Origin of the sequence: Oceanirhabdus seepicola (assembly GCF_023684385.1) — a bacterium.
Taxonomy (GTDB): domain Bacteria; phylum Bacillota; class Clostridia; order Clostridiales; family Clostridiaceae; genus Oceanirhabdus; species Oceanirhabdus seepicola.
On sequence record NZ_JAGSOJ010000005.1, the window covers coordinates 58,888 to 76,954 of the forward strand.

The window sequence follows — 18,067 nt, forward strand, 5'->3', positions numbered from 1 at the left end:
CTATTTGATTTTTCTGTAAATTTCATTTGGTATTCTAACTAAAAGTCCATCTCTACTTTGTAATCCTCTTATATTTTCAAATACACCTTTAAGATTAAGCATTCCATATCCCCATACCTCATTGGGATATATATCACCTTTCCTTCTATTTGTCCCTCTAATTAAATAAGTCTTGATTTTTGTTGAATACATGGTCTTATCATTTCCAAGGACTATTCCCCATTCTAACAAAAGAGTTACTGCTCCAGCTAATACCGCAGATGCTGCACTACTACCGGAGATAGTTATACTTCCACCTCCTGTAGCCGTTGTTACCACCTTAATTCCTCCAGCAGTCACATTAGGTGCCACTCTTCCATCTCTAGTGTAGCCCCTACCTGATTCAGATAGTATTGAATTATTATTTTGATTATAGGCTGAGCAGTTTATTATTCTTCTTGCAGTAGATGGTACTGTACAGGTAATGTACGGTGATGGATTTAAAAATTCAGTTCCCTCTTCAAGCAATTCTTTCTGTGGAAGCCAAATATCATAATTCCCATCTATTATAAAATCACAGAATAATCGTATTTGCCATATTCCAGGTCTGATATCTTTAATACTTATTTCTATCAACTCATCTCCTGTTTTTTCCTCTGGAAAATAATAAGTAATAAAAACAGTACTCCCTTCAAAAACAAACTTAACCTCTTCTGTTTCCATCAATTTTGCTGGTATCTTTTCAATTAACTCTCCACTAGGAGAAATTAACCCCACAGACAACTTATCGGGTTTTCTACCCCATATTTGCAAATCTAAATTCCTCTGATTTTTCCCAACCTTTAATTCAATATTTTTTATCTCCCCTTGATTTTCAAATTTACCACTCGTGTGTGTATTAGTATCTCCATTATTTCCAGTACCCGTTACTACAGCGACCCCTCTTACCTTTGAAATCTCATCAATATATCTCTCAATAAGTGAACTACCATCATGTGCTCCACTGTTGGTCCCCATAGGTAAAATAACCACTAATGGTTTACCTAATTTCTTAGCAACATCTATAACATATTTAATTCCTAAAATTATATCTACACTATCATATGCAATCTTACTTTCCGCTATCCCTTTTGATTCAAGCAATGATTTCTTAGCCCTTTTCACCTTAACCACTACGAGTTCACAATCCGGAGCTGCTCCAACTAAATTCTCATCTTTTCCCCTAGCTCCAATTATTCCAGCAATATTTGTACCGTGACCTATAGTATCCTTCGAATCCACTATCAGATATGGATTTTCATTTTTCCGCTTTGCTTGGATAGCTTCATCGATTTGAACCCTTTTAAACTCTCTTCCAAACCCAATAATATCTGGAGTATTATCTCCCACACCCTCTTGATCCCATATACTAACTATTTTAGATGTATCATCCTCATATATAAATTCATCATGCAAATAATCTATCCCTGTATCTACTATACCTACTAATACACCATACCCTCTCAATGGTAAATATGGATTCTCATGAAACTCAGATATATTAGCAGCATCTATTGGGGACGTAGCGTTTAGTGTATATATACAGGATTTTTCAACAAAAAGAATTGCTTCTACCTCTTTTAATAATTGCTCTAAATATCCTTTTCTAACTGAAATAATAGCCCTTTGATTATCTAATTTTAAAGCTGATGCATATTCAATTTTCTCCATAGATTCCATAAAACCATCTTCATATTCCACTATATAATTTTCATAATCTTCTTTAGTAAATATCTTTCCAAATTTTTGATTACCAAGTCCTGTTACCCTCATAGTTCTCCTCCCCTCTTTAATAGCTATTTTTAAAGAATCACTTAAGCATAAAGTTCCATATCCCCATTTATTATTTGGATAATTTACATCTATTCTTTTTTTTCTAGCTCCCCTTATCAGATAATATTTCACTCTCTCCCCATACATATAGCTATCATTTCCTTTAACCATTCCCCATTCCATTAGTAATGCACATGCTCCAGCTACAAGTGGTGCAGACATTGACGTTCCTGAAAGAGAATTATATCCTCCTCCTGGATAAGATGATAAAATCTCTTCTCCTGGAGCAACTATTTCTGGTTTAACTTCACAATTAAGCTTTCCCCTTCCTGAAAAAGAAGAGATAACATTAGTAATATAATTATAACTCCCAACAGATATAATATTTTCAACCGTAGCAGGTATTCCAAGAGTATCTTCAAGGGTTGGTTCTAAAAATTTAGTTTTATCACTCAAACCTTCTGATATAGGTAACCACATACTGTAACTCTCACTCTCAAAATCATCTTTCATCAATGTTATGGTCCATTGTCCTATTTGAACATATTCTCGAGGAATAAGACTGATAATTATTGCTCCTTTTAAATTAAAAGGATTTGCTTCATCTCTATAAATAAAAATCTCTCCATCTCCAATATCCCTAGTAATAAACCTCTTATTAATCTTTATATCGCCCGTTACTTCACCTGATGGGTTTTTAATATTTATGGTCAACTCTTGAAAGAAATCTCTATATAAGTTAATTATTAATCCTCTTTCTCCTCCACCAACAGAAACATCTATTTTTGTGCTATCCTTGAGATTTCCACCTTTATGTAGACCTTTATCTCCCATATTTCCTGCTGCACATACAAATGATATTCTCTCCAAAGAAGCTATTGTAGAAATATATAACTCAAGTAAGGACCTTCCATCATGAGCTCCATTATTTGTACTATAGCTTAAACTCAATACAAGAGGCTTATTTAATACTTTTGTTTTATCAATTACATATTTTATTCCTCTCATTAACTGTGTACTCTGTGCATTTTGTAATTCCCCTTCTCTTGTCATCTTCACCATTATAATAGAACTTTCATAGGCTGCTCCCTTATATCTATTTCCACCTTCTCCACTACCACAAGCTATACCAGCAACATGGGTTCCATGTCCAAATTCATCTTTTGAAGGCTCATCCCCTGTTCCATTTCCCTTAATCCATGAATTAATATCACTTTTATTCCATTCTTTATCTGTATTCAAATCATATATATATTCAATTCTTGTTGAATCCCCATTACTATTTAAAAAGGCTTTATGAGAGTAATCAATTCCAGAATCAATGAACCCTACAACAGTACCTTCCCCTGAAAGATTAGCACTGCTCCAAACTTCATTTATACAGGATGCTTTATTAGAAGGATTATAACTTGTATATAAACTCTTTGGTAACTCTGCATATTGTATCTCCTCTATTTTAAGAACATCATCTAATTTATCTACACTAATCTTTATTATCCCAAATCCATAACCTAAATCATCAAAGCTTCCTCCAATATTCTCTACCGAAGCCTTAACTTTTTCATTATTACTTCCAATTAATACTATTAATTCAATAGTATTATTATCGCTTCCAAGATAGTATGTCAATAACTTACTCTTCACAGTAGGATTCATATTACTTAACATGTTTAAATAGGCATCACTATTCTTACGATTATACTCTCTATAATTTCCTCGGAAATTCCCCTTCATATTTACACTCCAAAAAAAGTTCTATATTCTAACTTATGACATTATCTAGCCAAATAAAACAAAAAAAAGAACTAAGTAAATACCTAGTTCTTTTTAAGATTTCCCTTATTCATTTATTCTATCATCATCTATTTTAAGTTTATTCATTTTGATTAATGTAACAGTTATGTCTACAACTTTCGGATCAAATTGTACCTCTTTACTATTTATCAACTCTTTTATAGCCAAGTCGATATCCATTGCTTTTCTATACGGTCTACTGGAAGTCATTGCATCAAACGCATCTGCAACACATACAACTCTAGCCTCAATTGGTATTTCATCTCCTTTTAGTCCTTCTGGATACCCACTTCCATCATACTTTTCATGGTGATATTTTATAATAGAATACTCTGTTTCAAAGTCATTAATATCAGCTAACGCATCTGCACCATTCTTTGGATGCCCCTTAATTATTTCCATTTCTTCTTGAGTTAATTTACTGGGCTTATTGAGAACATCTCCATAAATACCAATTTTACCTATATCATGTAATATAGATCCAACTATAAGCTTTTCTTCATCTATTTTATAACCATATTTTACGTTCATCTCTCTGGCGATTATACTAGAATATTTTGTAACTGCAACAGAATGTCCCGCTGTGTACTTATCTTTCAGTTCAATCAAATTCAGCATTGATGATATTACTTCAATAAACTGATTTCTTTTTTCAATATCATTAGCTTGAAGCTTTTTATACATAATCTCAACACTATTATGCGCTTCCATCAACTCATTATTAAACATTGATAATTGCCGCTCTCTTTCATCAATCTTACGAGCCATGGAAATAATGTTATCAAATTCCATCTTCCATTCCTTCATTTGATATTTCTCAGGAATTTTAAAATTATAATTTCCTTTTTCAACTTCCTCTAAAAGAGTTCTTAATATACTTAAATAATCCTTTATTATATTAAAAATCTTAAAAGATAGGATAATTGCCGTTGCTACAACTACTAGCACAATGATTATAATATATATTATCCATCCACTGAATAATATTTCTTTAGATATATTATGCTCAATGACTAAATATAAATTGCTATTTGATAGTTTATCAATATATCCACTAAAATAAGCTTTCTGAAACTCATTATGATATATATATCTATTGTTATCTTCCCGTGCTTCATTAATTTTTTTATATTGATGTTCTCCCAAAGAAATCATTTCTTGGGAATATATTAAATTCAATTCTTCGTTTAATAAGAAATATTCATAATTATCCATATCAAGTTTTAATATATGATCAAAGTCTATATTAAAAAGAATATACTCGACAATCATTCCTGAACTATCTTTTATTGCATAATAGAATTTTATTTCTTTTCCATCTCCATAAAAAAATGCATTTTCTCCATTTTCACCTAGAGATGTATATTCTATTCCTTCTAATAAATTATTCTTTATTCCAATTGAATCATAATCTCTATTTTTGATATTACCATCTTTATCAAAAATTATAATACTCTTTATATACTCTCTATTTAACTTCATTTTACTCAAATATATCTGTTCTTTATCCTTAGATATAAACCCCTCGCCTATAGTGATTGATATATCTTCAGCAACTTCTATTAATTCATTCTGACGTTTTTTCATTCCATCAGATATATTTTTCATGAGAGTTAACTCACTCTTTCTAGCATTCTCATGGGTAATGATTATAGAAAGCGTAGTCATAGCAATAAATGCAATAACTATTAATCCTACATTAAAATGCAATATGTTAAAAAATAATAGCCCCTTTAAATTTTTTCTCCTATGAAACATTTTCCCCTATTCTCCCCAATTTCAATTATAGTTTAACTTTTGCCCATTCAATCTTGGCTAATACTTTAATTGATTTTTTATTTAATGTTTCCGTTTTTATACCATTTATATTGTTTATTAACAATACTTTTTCACTATCTAACATTTTCACTTGTCTCACTGCTCTTTTTCCATTACACTCAATTAAGCAAATTGAGTTATTTGAGAGTTCATGTGTTAGATAACCAAAAGCCACATCTCCCTTACCTATTCTGAATCCAATCATATCATCATTCTGAATTTCAATGAATAGTACTTTATCTTTAGAAAACCCCTCAACCTTATTTGATATAATTGGCATAGAGATTTTTCCTTTAGTCTTATTTAAAGAATAATCATAAATAGGAACATCTCTCAAAATCCCTCCAAGCGCTCCACTCCATGAAGACTCATCAAGATTGATTTGTTTTGGTGCCTTGTTCATGCTTTTAACTTCAACCTGTTCTTTATCTGCTGATTCTTCCATGTTGAATGTTATATCATTCACATCTTCCCCAAGAATTGTGCTAATTTTGCTCATTATTTTTTCATTTATTATTTTTCTTCCTGTTTCTACCTCTGTCACATACTTTTCTGCTACCCCTAATTTCTTAGCTAATTGCTTTCTTGTCATGCCTTTTTTTTCTCTTAAAAATGATATTTTATTACCTACTCTACTCATGTTGTCCTCCTTTTTTTCTTGCTTTATATTAAAAGGCGTGTTTCACAGCCTTCGCTAGATAACCCTATGGTTTTCCCTTTGACCTGAATAAAATTACATGTAATAATTTCTTAAAGAATAAAAAATATAATCCTCTAATTATATTTTAATATTTTTAAGAAAATATTTCTATATATTATGACAAAAAGGTGTATTAAATAAATACAAGGTGTATTGAAAAAACTCAATACACCTTCAGACTATTAAAAAAAGTCCAATCTCGGCGTCATTAAGACTCGCTGCGCTGCTCGAGTACTACTTGTACACTCCTCTGCTCGCTCCTCTTATCCCTTGATCTTGAACTTTTTCAATAGTCTGAAATTCTCAAGATTGAAAACAGAACTAAAACAATAATAGTATATCTTTATCAATAAATACAAGGTGTATTGAAAAAAACTCAATACACCTTGTATTTTAAATTAATATTTAACAGGCTCTGGATATTCTTCTCCAAAAGTCTCTACTGTAGCATCTTTAATTTTTTGATCCTCATAAGGTCTGTCCATACGATCTGTCTTTGTTGCAGCAATCTCCATTGCTACATCCATACCTTCAATAATTTTTCCAAAACCAGCATAACTTTGATCTAAGTGTGGGGCATTTCCAACCATAATAAATATCTGGCTTCCTGCTGAGTTTGGATCATTAGTTCTAGCCATTGAAAGCACACCTTCTGTATGTTTCAAGTCATTTTTAAATCCATTTGAATTAAACTCACCTTTTATTGAATAACCTGGTCCCCCCATTCCTGTTCCTTCAGGACATCCAACTTGAATAACGAAACCTGGAATCACTCTATGGAATATTATTCCATTGTAGAACCCTTTCTTCACTAGGCTTATGAAATTATTCACCGTATTTGGTGCTATTTCAGGATATAACTCCGCCTTCATTGTTTTTCCATTTTCCATTGTAATTGTAACTATCGGATTTTTCATATTTAGCTCTCCTCTTATATTCTTTGTTTTTTGTATATAATATTAAAATCATTTAAAGAGTCTAATTTTATCGCAATTCCGCCACCTGGAATTATAATAATATACTTATCTAAAAGTATATCACTAAAATATTCTTTTTCATATATTGAATTAACTAAAAGCAAATTTTCTGATGAAAACTTTTCATTACTTTCAGCAACCCATTCTAAACTCTTATCGATTTGATTAGAATTATTTTTATTCAACATGTCCTCACTGTTAAATATCTCAACTCTTTTTTCATTAAATCTTAATGTTGAAATCTTAATTGAATATATAATGTATATATATTTACTATCTCTTTTATTTAAAATATATACAACATCTTCATTACTCTTTTTGATTTCACATACCATACCATCTTTTAGTTCTTCATTTTTCTCATTATTTTCATGAATAAATACACGCATAATATCACCTTTTATAAAAGACCCTACATAGTAATTTATTCACTTCATACACTATTTGTGCTTAATTGCACAAAACCTCTATTTTAATTTCAATAACTTATAACTTAATTCTATAAGTTCTTCGTTCTTAGAATTTAATACTATTATTTCCCCTTTACAATTCCTATCCCTCTTAATTCCTTCTTTGATAAGCTGTCGTTGTAGCTGTCTAGCTGTTCCTTCTCCCCCATGTATGATTTTAATGTTTTCACCAAATATCATCCTAATTTTATTTTCTATAAACGGATAGTGTGTACATCCAAGTACTACTGCATATATCTTTTTATCTTTAAAAACATATAACTTATCGTTTAAATACTTTTCAGTCTCACTGCAATCTATTTTCCCACCTTCAATCAAATCTACCAACCCGGCACAAGGAATTAATTCAACTTCTTTATTATCACCATATTTATTCAATAATTCTTTAAATTTTCTTTCTCTTAATGTTATTGGTGTTGCCATTATAATTACTTTACCGGTTTGATTTTTCTCCATTGCAGGCTTCAGCGCTGGTTCAATTCCTATAATTGGAATATTTTCGTGTTTTTCTCTTAAATCATTAATTGCAGCACTTGTGGCTGTATTACACGCAATTACAATTCCTTTACATCCTTTATCTATTAATAACTCAACCGCCTTGAAAGTAAGTTCCTTTATCTCTTCCTTATCTCTTTCACCATAAGGTGCATTTTTTGAGTCTCCAAAATATATGTACTTTTCTTCAGGCATTAATTTAATAGCCTCTTTTAGAACGCTTATTCCACCTACTCCAGAATCGAAAAATCCAATTGGTCTATCTTTTATATCCATAAAATCACCACTTCACATATTGATTATATATTCCTTAGTTGAAAACTTAACCTATTCAAGAAATTCAAAAGTAAAATTTGAATGTAAAGAACGAATATCAAAGAACAGAGAACGAATTACATTTAATCCATTTGAATAAATTAATTTCAAACTAGAATCTATATATATATTTTATCAAACAATTGCCAAATTGAAAATCATCATTACTTAACCCATTAATGGTTATTATCATTAGTGGATAAGTAACACATGTAAATATTATTCATATTCTAAAGTGAGGTGGTATAAATGTCAAGAAGTTATAAAAAATATTCTGATAAGGATAATAACATAAAGTCTCTAAACCTAACATTTTCTAGTAATAAAGATATATTAACTGATGGTCCAAAATACTTATTAAATAAAACAAAATCTATTATATCAAAAGGCGCCCTTGAAACTCAGATGGCCTCTCTATTTTATCAACTTGGAAAGATAGTATATGAAGAATACGAATATGATGTGAATAACTCTAAAGAGATTAAAACATGCCTAAAAAAAATCAAGAAAATCAGAGACACTCTCGATCAAAAATAAATGAATATATAAAACACACATTTTCAACGCCTGAAACTCTGAAGATGGCAAACAGAGTCAAAACAATATATTGTACTTTATCAACAAACAAAAGGACTACAAATATGCTTTGTAGTCCCTTAGTTAAGTAAAATTAGAAAATGTTCATATTACCTTATCTTAAAAGTTCAATGATTTTTTCTTTCATGAACTCTTTGATATCAACCTTATCAATGTACGTTTTTCCTTCTTCAAAATCATCCGGCTTAACTCTAAAGAAATTAACAATAAGCTTATTACCCTTTATTTCGTAAACTCCGTCATACATCATTGAGAATACAACTTCAATTTCTTCGTAATTCTTGTTGTTATATTCTTGAATTTCATCTAATAAGAAATCTATGTTTAGTTTCTTACAAGGATCTATCATCATTTGAGTATACTGGAAATCTTCCATAACCCACATGTTGTAATTCCAAAACTTCATTTCTTTTTTATTACCATTTATTAATTCTCTATTCTTTATTGCACTTAATACAAGTCTTACAGATTCTTCATTAAATTCATCATCATAGATGAATTTCATTGCTTCCATTTGGCCTACATTTTGAAAAAAACTTTCCTCTATATGGTCTTTATCTGCCGCAGCGTGCCAAAAATAATTCATTGCTTCAATAGCTTCTAAATTGATTTTAATATTCTTTATCATTTCCATCCCTCACTAATTAGATGCTTCATATTTAATACAAAGTCATAATCATTTTAATCTTCAACTTAATTATAAATACATATATGTGAAACATCAACATTTTTTGAGATTTTCTTAATTATTTATATACTAAAATACTAACTCAACTAAATATCAACTGATAAAAGATACGCTTAATATCTAAAGTTATTTTTCTTCTTTATCATATTTGAATATTGAACCTTCTCTTGTTATAAAACTATATAGAATCAACTTCTCATCAATATTCTCTTTTAAACTTGTGCAAACTACCTCATCATTAAATATACCTTGTAAATTTTCATTACATTTACTCAGTATATCTTCTAAATCATTGGAATCAAAAACCTCAGTATAAATAATATTTAAGTTTTTGATAAAATATATTTTAAATTTATTCTCAACAGTTTTAAGCACGTATATAAGTGCTCCATTAAGATCATTATCATTTATGATATTTTGTTGATTAACTAACAATTCACTTGCCTTAATCATATCTCTTAACCTAGCTGCTGAATTAAAATCTAATTTTTCAGAAGCGAGCTTCATCTGTTCTTTTGCTCTTTCTATGGGAGCACCACTCTCACCTTTTAAAAATGAAATTATCTCAGAAAATACACAGTTATATTCTTCTTCAGTTATTTCCCCAGCACACGGTGCAGAACAGTTACCTATATGGTATTCTAAACACTTTTCCCCTCTAAAACCATTGCATTTCTTCAAGTTATATGTAATATTCACCATATTGATGTAATTCTCTACTAAATTCAAACTGTTAAAAGGTCCAAATATATTTCCATTAATTTCTTCCTCATCATAAGACCAATTCAACTCATAATAGCCTCGCCTCATGTTTAAAACTATATAAATATAATTGTTATAATTCTTTAACAAGGTATTATATCTTGGTTTATGTAATTTTATAAGCTTATTTTCAAATAATAGAGCGTCAAGTTCATTATCACAAGTAATATATTTGAAATTTCTGATATTATTAGTTAAATTCTCAATCTTACTACTTCTATCCTTAATATCATAAAAGTACGAAGTAACTCTATTTCTTAAATTCTTTGATTTTCCAATATATATAATTATATCGTTGCTATCCTTCATTAAATATACTCCTGGTTGTTCAGGAAGATTCTTAGCCTGTTCAAGCAACCCTTTTTTCATATTATCACCCTATAGTTTCTCTTTCTCAATGTCTACTATAACTGCTTCTTCAGTTTCATCAATATATCTCACTATACTTTCCATTATACCATCAAGATCTTTATTTGTGGTACTAATCATGGAAATACCGATTACTATATTCTTATGACTATCTTGTTTATCAACTTCACATATTGAAACATTAAATCTATTCTTAATTCTACTAATAAGACTTTTAATAATCATCCGCTTCTCTTTAAGAGAATTTACCCATGAAGCTCTTAGTTCTATTCTCATTAACCCTACAAACATTAGCATCCTCCTCTCTATCAATTTAACTTCATTTTTTATTCTTTACAATTTAATAAAAAAATAAAAGGTAGTTTTGCAAATGCAAAACTACCTTTCAAGTTTATCTCTATTATAATCTTTCTATTTCATATTTCTTTTCTAATTCTTCTCTCTTTGCAACATATAGTTCGTTTTGCTTCATAGCAACTAGTTGATTCTTGATATTCTCTTTTACTTCTTCGAACTCTTGAGTTCTTGCTTCTTGTTTTTCTGTTACTTTTATTAAATGGTATCCAAATTGAGTTTTAACTGGCTCACTTACTTCACCAATCTCTAATTCGAAAGCAGCTGTTTCAAATTCAGGAACCATTTTTCCTCTTGAGAAGCTACCAAGATCTCCACCATTTTGGCTTGATGGACAGCTTGAGTTTGCTTGAGCCATCTCTTCAAAAGATGCACCCTCTTTAATTTTTGTAGCAATTTCTTTAATTTCATCTTCACTGCTTACAAGAATATGACTTGCTTTAACTTCTTCTTGAGATTTAAACATTTCTTTATTGCTTTCATAGAACGCTTTTATCTCTTCTTCAGTAACATCAACATCACTAAGAACTTTTCTCATAGCATATTGCTTTAATAATGTAACTTTCATCTCTTCAAGAGCCTTTTGGAACTCTTCATCTTTTTCGATATTATTTTCAATAGCATCTACATATAATAATTCTTGAGTAATTAATTCCTCAACTAATTGTTTTTTTCCTTCATCTGTAGCGAACTGCATAGCTCTCTGACCTAGGTTCTGCATTAAACCATTAAGATCAAATTGAGTGATATCTCTTCCGTTTACTCTTGCTAAAACTTTATTTTCCATAGATAATTCTCCTTTAATTTTAGTTTCCTCTTAAATAATACATTAAAAGACATTTATTATCAAATCTTATTGCCTTACTACTATTAACTTTTTTATACGTACTCTATCAAATATCAATCATAATTAGAGGCGAATAAGTTAGGGCAATTAATGATACAACATACAATCCCCATACAAATATATTCATATTTCTAAATCTAGTATTAAAAAAGCTTCTTAAAATAACTAATATCCCTGATAATAATGCCAATATTGTACCTAAGAATGGTACTATCCCATTAACTCCTACATTAATAACCATAAAAATAGCACATGTGGTCATAAATATTAATGCTTCTCCATAAAGTAATACCCAAGCATATACTTTTCTTAATACAATTTTCTTTATTACATATAAGATTATAAACCCAATTATCGAAACTATTGCTATTATAATCATATCTTTGCCAGTGACATTAAATAAGCTAAGAAATGCATAGCCAAAAATAAAGTTTGATACAACAACACAGTAAACACCATACATCGTTGATTTCTTAAATTTAAACACATGGAATATCAACATATCCCCAATAGTACTCAATACTACAGCCATAGATATTATTATTGAATACCCTAGCAAGCTTTCTTTTCCAATATTATATAATATAAAAATACTCATTATGCTAATTGAAGTAGAAAGATATATTTTTATACTCTTTGGAAATACACTCCCCCCCATATTATTTCTACTATTTATACTTGTTTTTACTCCTAGAAAAAGAATCACTAACTGCAAACTCAAGACAAACAAAGATACTTGTACATAATCTTTAATAAAATTACCTCCTTAAAAATAGATATCTGAAAACTCAATCTTGATTTTTTCTACAGAATTATGATTAGGTGTAATTATTCCCTTTGTCTCTACTCCAAACTCTTTATTATCAATTGTGTTTATAGGTAATTTAATTATAAATTCACTACCTTTACCATATTCACTTATTATATCTATAATACCATTATGCATCTCTACAAGTTGTTTAGTTAAGGCCAGTCCAATACCGCTTCCTTCTTGCCTTCTAGAAAGAGATTTATCTGCCTGCTCAAATCTTTGAAATATTTTCTCCTGTAAATCTCTATGAATGCCTATTCCTGAATCTTTAATTGATACTACTACATATAGCCCTTCTACTCGCATATTTATCTTTATATCACCATTATTTTCAGTAAATTTTATTGCATTTGAAAGGATATTCAATATAATACGTTCTATTTTTTCCTCATCACAGGCAATAATTAATTCTTCTACCTCAGTATCAAATATTAATGATATTCCTTTATTCTGAGCATATGTGGCTACTGACATACATATATCCTCCACCACTCTGATAATATCATAATTTTTCATATCCAATTTCAAGTATCCTTCATCTATCTTTGTGAGATCAATAATGTTATTAACCAATCTTAATAATCTATAACAATTTTGTTTCATCATTTTGATATATTCTCTTACCTTCGTATCATTATTACTATTACTTATTATTTCTATAAGCTGAATAGTACTTAAAATCACATTTAATGGAGTTTTAAACTCATGTGATAAATTAGCAAAAAATTCTGTATTTTCTCGACTTCTGCTAAGCTTCTGTTCAACAACTATCCTATCTTGAATTTCCTTCACCAGTTTTTTTTCAATCTCTTGTATTTCTTCTGATTTTTTCTGAACTAAATTCTCAAGGTTAATTTTTCTCTTGCTAATTTCATGATATTCTTTTGCATTCTTAATTGAAATAGATGCTTGTGAAATAATAATATCCATTGTTCCATCACTTTCTTTAGAAAAAGCCTTATAATAACTATTATTTTCCAAGTATATAACCCCAATTATTTCTTTATCTATTATAATAGGATAACAAGCCAAAGATTTAATATTATTTTCAAGTATATATCTATCAAAATGAAATAATTGATTGTTCACAGCTTCATTGATAACTATCTTTTTTCTTGTTCTTATGACAAAATTTATTACAGTTTTGGGAACCTCATAACATTCCTGTAGTGGTATTGATTGCATTACTGAAATTCTATCTCTATTTCCACTTCCATCTTTAGTAATCTTACCATTACATATTTGAAAATATAAAACTTTTTCTGCGTTCATACTCTTTAGAATTATTGCAATCAACTTCTTTACCAATGTAGCATATTCAGTCTCACCAGATAGTTTATTCACATCTGTTATAACGTCCCTAACTTCGTTATAACTTATCGTACTTCCTTCTAGCCCTTTATTAAACTTTGAATGCCTATTTTGAGATAATTTATAGCAGTTATCCATTCCTAAATTTGATGATATTCCCAATTTATCGTATTGCTTAATTGCTTCATTAAAATGTACATATGCTAGATTTTTAAGTTCCATCTTAATATATAATTGCCCACATATTTCATTTGATAAGGCAACTCCCATAATATAATTATTATTTGAAGCTAATTCATTCACTTGAAAAGCTAGTCTCAGAGCTTTTTTGTATTTTTTTTCAAGAATATATTTATAACATTTGATTATATAATATTTTATTTTTATTATCTTATTTTCGCATTCCTTAAGCTTTTCAAAAGCTTTCATTGTTTCATTAAATGATTTGATTGCCAATGTTCTTTTACTATATGGTAAATTTTCAAAAATATCTCCTATTATTAGAGCTCTATAAAACCCAAATTCCAATATAGCTGTGGTATTATTAAAGTTTTGCTCATCTTTTTTCATATCAAAAACAAAATCAATATCAGAATACTCTTTCTTGAAAAACTTAGCTTGACCTTTTATTGCTTTAAGAGTGAGCATATCATTACTATTAATTTGTGGGACCTTTTCATCCCCCTTAATACATCTTATAACTATGTCTTTTATCTCTTTTATCTGATAAACAACTTCATTCTTACAAGTATCTAATTTAAATTCATATTCTTCAATTAATTCTATTATTTTATCAACTTCATACCCAAGTGCTATTTTATATATTATACATGTATGAATTGCATATATTATAAATGCCTCATCATTATATTCAACTAATTTACTTATAATAGAGTCACATTTACCCTCTTCCACATTCGCACCTATACAAAAATAAAATGAGTTAGAGCCAAAAATAATTAGTTGTCTCAAATCTATAAGACTCTCTTTAGTATCATTGGCAGCAGGTACCATCTCAAATAAAGCAATTTCTATGACTTTACTCATGTCATTTATAATGAATCTATAGTACTTTTTAAGGATATTTATCATCTGATTATATTTCACTTTATATAAGTTATGAAAAACTACACTAATTAATGTAATAAATAAAAATCTATATACATTTGTGTAACTAAATACCAATGCAGCAAGATAAATAAACTCCCTCAAAGTATCAGTATTATAAACTTCCATAAATTTATTATATTTTTTTAATACCCATGGCTTTTTAAAATATAATCTCATCATAAACAGGTTAAGTTGCTTTATGAAAGATTTTTTATCATTAATTTTAGATATACTTTCATCAAAATCACTAATAATATCAAATATAACTTCCTCGGCTTCATCATACATATTATTTATTGTATATCCATATAATTTTATAAGTTTGGATTTTACCCTTAAATCCTTGTCTTCTACTGTACATAGTAAATTATCTACCTCTTTTTCTCCATCCCCTATACTTCCAACTCTAAAAAAACACCTTGCTTTTATAGCCTTAAAATATATTTTTTCTTTTCCTAATCTATCACAAATATCTTCACCTTTTTCACAAGATAAGATTGCCTTAAAAAAATCTCCTGAATTAAATGTTCTTCTTGCATTTTTATAAAACAATTCTTCTAGCTTAGTTAGCTCCTCAGATGATTTAGGTAGAATATTTGTGTTAATAAAACAATATATAATAAACCAATTACAGTTGTATTCATCTTGATTTTTCAAGTGAAACATACCCGCTTTATATATATATTTATTTTTGTCTTCAGTATCAAGTTTATTTAAAATAACATCCCTAAGATTTTTTGATGTGAATTTATATTTTTTTAGCTTATTTAACCCCGAGTTGTAAGATTCTAAAGAAGTAAATTTCCCTTTTTCTTCAATTATACGGTTCCTAATGCAATAATTTAAAATCTTTTGTATAGTTTTATTACTATATCCTGAAATTTCTTTTATCATTCTAGAATCAAACTCATTAGGTAAAAACGAACAAATCTTCAGAATGAACTCAACCTCTTTTGGAATATTATTAAATTTAATATTGAGTTCTTTTTTTATATCATTGTTAATCGTAATGATGTGTATCTTTTCAAAATCCATCTTCCAACAATAATTATCATAGTCAAAATATATTGCCTTCTTCTTGTATAATTTTAAAATATATTCTTTTATTAAAAAATAATTTCCTTTTGTTCTTATATAACATATATTAGACATATTACTTGCATGTTCTTGAGATACCCTAAACAAATCCTTGATCATTTCTTGTATATCACTATTTTCAATATTGTTAAGATTTATATTATGTTTAATTGCATTGCCATGACAATTATCACTTATGCGATTTAATATACCCTCATATTGAGTAAGCGATGTTTCAATCATCATTATGCATTTATAACTCTTGTTTGTTAATAATTGCTTTAATAAATCATTAAAGTCTTTTTTATATTTATTATTTATATCAAGATTAAATATGATAGTGTTATCTGCTCTTATTAAACGTTCAATAAGAGAAATTACTAATACCAATTGAATATATCTAATATCTTTATTAAGACAGATACATGAGCCGTCATTTTTCTTTATATCTTTGCATGCAAAATATTTAAGCCTTGGTATAATTTCTTGTAAATAACCAAAACACCCACCAGTCATTCCTATGATTAGTGATTTTATTTCTTCTATATCAATATCCCCATCTACTAAACAATAAAATATTAATTGATCTAATACATTACTGATTAGCAAATCAGAATCATCCTTAAGTATTGAATTTTCATTTATTGCAATTACTATTGATTTATCCTCTTTAATTGTATTTATAAACTTATTAACAAAAGCAGTTTTACCTACGCCTGAATCTCCTTCTACTATGACGCTATGTATCCCTCCAGCTCTTACCAAATTATAAATATCCAACAATTGATTTAATTCCTTATTTTTACCATATACCTTTTCAGAGAAATTCAATCTACATGGTATATCATGTTCTCCAATAGTTATATCAATATCTTTTCCTGATTTCTTTCCTTTAAGAATTGTTATCAAATCACACTTTACTCCATGTACAGTTTCATACCTATTCTTTTTAGATTTACTAAGTAATTTCATAATTACTTTTGATATAGATTTAGGAATGTCATTTTTTATTTCTTCAGGTGGAATAGGTGTTTTAATAGCCTGATTATATATGAGTTTTCTTTTTGAGTTCTGTTCAAATGGTGCAACTCCTGTTATCATCTTATAAAATAGAACCCCGAGGGAATATAGGTCACTTTTATAATCTACATAAGATTCAAATAATCCAGTATGCTCAGGAGAAATATAATTTATTAAATCACTTTCTATTAATAGAGTTTTATTGTAATCTAAGCTATTAACATCATGTATTGCTCCTTGAAATTTAATTTCATTGAATTTACTATTGATTAAGACATTTATAGGATTTAATGCTCCATGGATGTCTTTTTTATGTAAAACAAATAATTTATCACAAATCATAATCGCATAATGGAGAAACTGTATAATTTCCATTCCATTTTTACTTATTAATTTGGCAATTGGAAAAAACTCCTCATATTCATATATAAGATATGTTTCATCTTCACTTAAATGAATTCTTTCAGGTTGTAAACACTCTTCTTTAGATGGATTATTTTCGCAATATTCATTTTCTTGTAGCATTAATTTATATAAACCATTATAGTTAGGATTATCTCTTTTAATTTTTTTAATTATCTTTTTTACTCCATCAATCAAAACTACATAAATTTCATAATCCCTATCCTTGTATAATTTATCAATAATTGCGAATTTAAGTTCCATAATTTCTTACCACCTTTTTAAAGTCAACATCATATTATATAAACTTCTATAAATTACATTAAATACCTTTATTTTTCTCCTATTTATTCATTTTT

The 18,067-nt window shown here is 28.6% G+C and carries 13 protein-coding genes; 1 reads left to right on the top strand and 12 read right to left on the bottom strand.

The features are described from left to right. The 6 genes from KDK92_RS20315 to murI form a co-directional block, all read right to left on the bottom strand. Positions 1-3,525, bottom strand: a complete 3,525-nt coding sequence (locus tag KDK92_RS20315; RefSeq protein WP_250861236.1) for a S8 family peptidase — start codon at positions 3,523-3,525, stop codon at positions 1-3. Between the two features lie 105 nt (positions 3,526-3,630). Then, positions 3,631-5,343 carry an HD domain-containing phosphohydrolase gene (locus KDK92_RS20320; protein ID WP_250861238.1) on the bottom strand — a complete coding sequence of 571 codons (1,713 nt, stop codon included), beginning with the start codon at positions 5,341-5,343 and terminating at the stop codon, positions 3,631-3,633. 25 nt (positions 5,344-5,368) lie between these two features. Further along, the gene (locus KDK92_RS20325) at positions 5,369-6,043 is read right to left on the bottom strand and encodes a helix-turn-helix transcriptional regulator (protein WP_250861239.1); all 675 of its coding nucleotides are present in this window, start codon (positions 6,041-6,043) and stop codon (positions 5,369-5,371) included. Between the two features lie 458 nt (positions 6,044-6,501). Continuing rightward, entirely contained in the window at positions 6,502-7,020 is a 519-nt protein-coding gene (locus tag KDK92_RS20330; protein WP_250861240.1) for a peptidylprolyl isomerase, read from the bottom strand. 14 nt (positions 7,021-7,034) lie between these two features. Further along, entirely contained in the window at positions 7,035-7,469 is a 435-nt protein-coding gene (locus KDK92_RS20335) for a hypothetical protein (RefSeq protein ID WP_250861242.1), read from the bottom strand. 78 nt (positions 7,470-7,547) lie between these two features. Continuing rightward, positions 7,548-8,321: a glutamate racemase gene (gene murI / locus KDK92_RS20340; RefSeq protein ID WP_250861244.1), complete on the bottom strand. Its 774-nt coding sequence runs from the start codon at positions 8,319-8,321 to the stop codon at positions 7,548-7,550. 288 nt (positions 8,322-8,609) lie between these two features. Here murI and KDK92_RS20345 point away from each other — a divergent pair, with 288 nt between their 5' ends. Next, positions 8,610-8,897: a hypothetical protein gene (locus KDK92_RS20345; RefSeq protein ID WP_250861245.1), complete on the top strand. Its 288-nt coding sequence runs from the start codon at positions 8,610-8,612 to the stop codon at positions 8,895-8,897. 154 nt (positions 8,898-9,051) lie between these two features. On the opposite strand, the gene KDK92_RS20350 is transcribed toward KDK92_RS20345, so the two are convergent. The 6 genes from KDK92_RS20350 to KDK92_RS20375 all read right to left on the bottom strand — a co-directional run bounded on the left by KDK92_RS20350 (position 9,052) and on the right by KDK92_RS20375 (position 17,972). Then, positions 9,052-9,585: a TDE2712 family protein gene (locus KDK92_RS20350; protein WP_250861246.1), complete on the bottom strand. Its 534-nt coding sequence runs from the start codon at positions 9,583-9,585 to the stop codon at positions 9,052-9,054. A 186-nt stretch (positions 9,586-9,771) separates the two neighbouring features. Further along, the gene (locus KDK92_RS20355; protein ID WP_250861248.1) at positions 9,772-10,776 is read right to left on the bottom strand and encodes a GIY-YIG nuclease family protein; all 1,005 of its coding nucleotides are present in this window, start codon (positions 10,774-10,776) and stop codon (positions 9,772-9,774) included. Between the two features lie 9 nt (positions 10,777-10,785). Beyond that, positions 10,786-11,067 (bottom strand): DUF503 domain-containing protein, encoded by a 282-nt coding sequence (locus KDK92_RS20360; protein ID WP_250861250.1) that lies wholly within the window; start codon positions 11,065-11,067, stop codon positions 10,786-10,788. Between the two features lie 109 nt (positions 11,068-11,176). Then, the gene (locus tag KDK92_RS20365) at positions 11,177-11,917 is read right to left on the bottom strand and encodes a peptidylprolyl isomerase (protein WP_250861252.1); all 741 of its coding nucleotides are present in this window, start codon (positions 11,915-11,917) and stop codon (positions 11,177-11,179) included. Positions 11,918-12,023: 106 nt separating this feature from the next. Next, positions 12,024-12,575: a lysoplasmalogenase family protein gene (locus KDK92_RS20370; protein ID WP_250861254.1), complete on the bottom strand. Its 552-nt coding sequence runs from the start codon at positions 12,573-12,575 to the stop codon at positions 12,024-12,026. A gap of 168 nt (positions 12,576-12,743) precedes the next feature. Further along, on the bottom strand, positions 12,744-17,972 hold the full coding sequence (locus KDK92_RS20375) for an ATP-binding protein (protein WP_250861256.1): 5,229 nt from the start codon (positions 17,970-17,972) through the stop codon (positions 12,744-12,746). Positions 17,973-18,067: the final 95 nt, after the last annotated feature.

Coding starts and splice junctions, on each gene's coding strand:
- KDK92_RS20315 (WP_250861236.1), bottom strand. CDS start 3,525: ATGAAGGGGAATTTCCGAGGAAATTATAGAGAGTATAATCGTAAGAAT.
- KDK92_RS20320 (WP_250861238.1), bottom strand. CDS start 5,343: ATGTTTCATAGGAGAAAAAATTTAAAGGGGCTATTATTTTTTAACATA.
- KDK92_RS20325 (WP_250861239.1), bottom strand. CDS start 6,043: ATGAGTAGAGTAGGTAATAAAATATCATTTTTAAGAGAAAAAAAAGGC.
- KDK92_RS20330 (WP_250861240.1), bottom strand. CDS start 7,020: ATGAAAAATCCGATAGTTACAATTACAATGGAAAATGGAAAAACAATG.
- KDK92_RS20335 (WP_250861242.1), bottom strand. CDS start 7,469: ATGCGTGTATTTATTCATGAAAATAATGAGAAAAATGAAGAACTAAAA.
- murI (WP_250861244.1), bottom strand. CDS start 8,321: ATGGATATAAAAGATAGACCAATTGGATTTTTCGATTCTGGAGTAGGT.
- KDK92_RS20345 (WP_250861245.1), top strand. CDS start 8,610: ATGTCAAGAAGTTATAAAAAATATTCTGATAAGGATAATAACATAAAG.
- KDK92_RS20350 (WP_250861246.1), bottom strand. CDS start 9,585: ATGATAAAGAATATTAAAATCAATTTAGAAGCTATTGAAGCAATGAAT.
- KDK92_RS20355 (WP_250861248.1), bottom strand. CDS start 10,776: ATGAAAAAAGGGTTGCTTGAACAGGCTAAGAATCTTCCTGAACAACCA.
- KDK92_RS20360 (WP_250861250.1), bottom strand. CDS start 11,067: ATGTTTGTAGGGTTAATGAGAATAGAACTAAGAGCTTCATGGGTAAAT.
- KDK92_RS20365 (WP_250861252.1), bottom strand. CDS start 11,917: ATGGAAAATAAAGTTTTAGCAAGAGTAAACGGAAGAGATATCACTCAA.
- KDK92_RS20370 (WP_250861254.1), bottom strand. CDS start 12,575: ATGAGTATTTTTATATTATATAATATTGGAAAAGAAAGCTTGCTAGGG.
- KDK92_RS20375 (WP_250861256.1), bottom strand. CDS start 17,972: ATGGAACTTAAATTCGCAATTATTGATAAATTATACAAGGATAGGGAT.